Source organism: Vibrio sp. PSi01 (assembly GCF_054960695.1).
This window is the reverse complement of record NZ_JBHNYN010000053.1, coordinates 1-559: the sequence shown is the minus strand read 5'-3', so window position 1 is coordinate 559 and position 559 is coordinate 1. Positions and strand designations below refer to the sequence as shown.

Sequence of the window (559 nt, the reverse complement as noted above, 5' to 3'; positions counted from 1 at the left end):
GCTCCTAACGTGCTTGAAAGAGATTTTAGTGCGACTCAACCCGATGAAAAATGGGTAACTGATGTCACGGAGTTCAAAGTAAAAGAGCAGAAAGTATACTTGTCTCCCGTTGTCGACTTGTTTACTCATGAAGTGGTTGCTTATAGAGTGGCTAAAAATGCCTGCTTGCCGCTTGTCACGGATATGCTGACGGAAGCCATATCAAAGCTTAAACCCAACTCAAAGCCAATTATACATAGCGATCAAGGTTGGCAATATCGCCATCGACAGTATCAAAAAAAGGTAGCGGAGAGTGGGTTAACGCAAAGCATGTCGAGAAAAGGTAACTGCTTGGATAATGCGGTTGCTGAAAACTTTTTTGCTTTACTCAAAACAGAGATGTATCACAACCAAAGCTTTGAAGATGCAGATGCTCTGATAGAGCAAATTAAAGAATACATCGAGTACTACAATACCAAACGTATAAAAGTGAAACTAAAAGGCCTGACTCCGATAGAATATCGAACTCAGGCCTTGAAAGCCGCTTAACAGAAATGTCCAACTTTACGGGGTCACTTCA

At 41.5% G+C, this 559-nt stretch carries 1 protein-coding gene; it reads left to right on the top strand.

The features are described from left to right. The coding region (locus ACFI6G_RS22200) for an IS3 family transposase (protein ID WP_462710485.1) at positions 1-528 on the top strand (528 nt) is incomplete at its 5' end. Between the last annotated feature and the right edge of the window lie 31 nt (positions 529-559).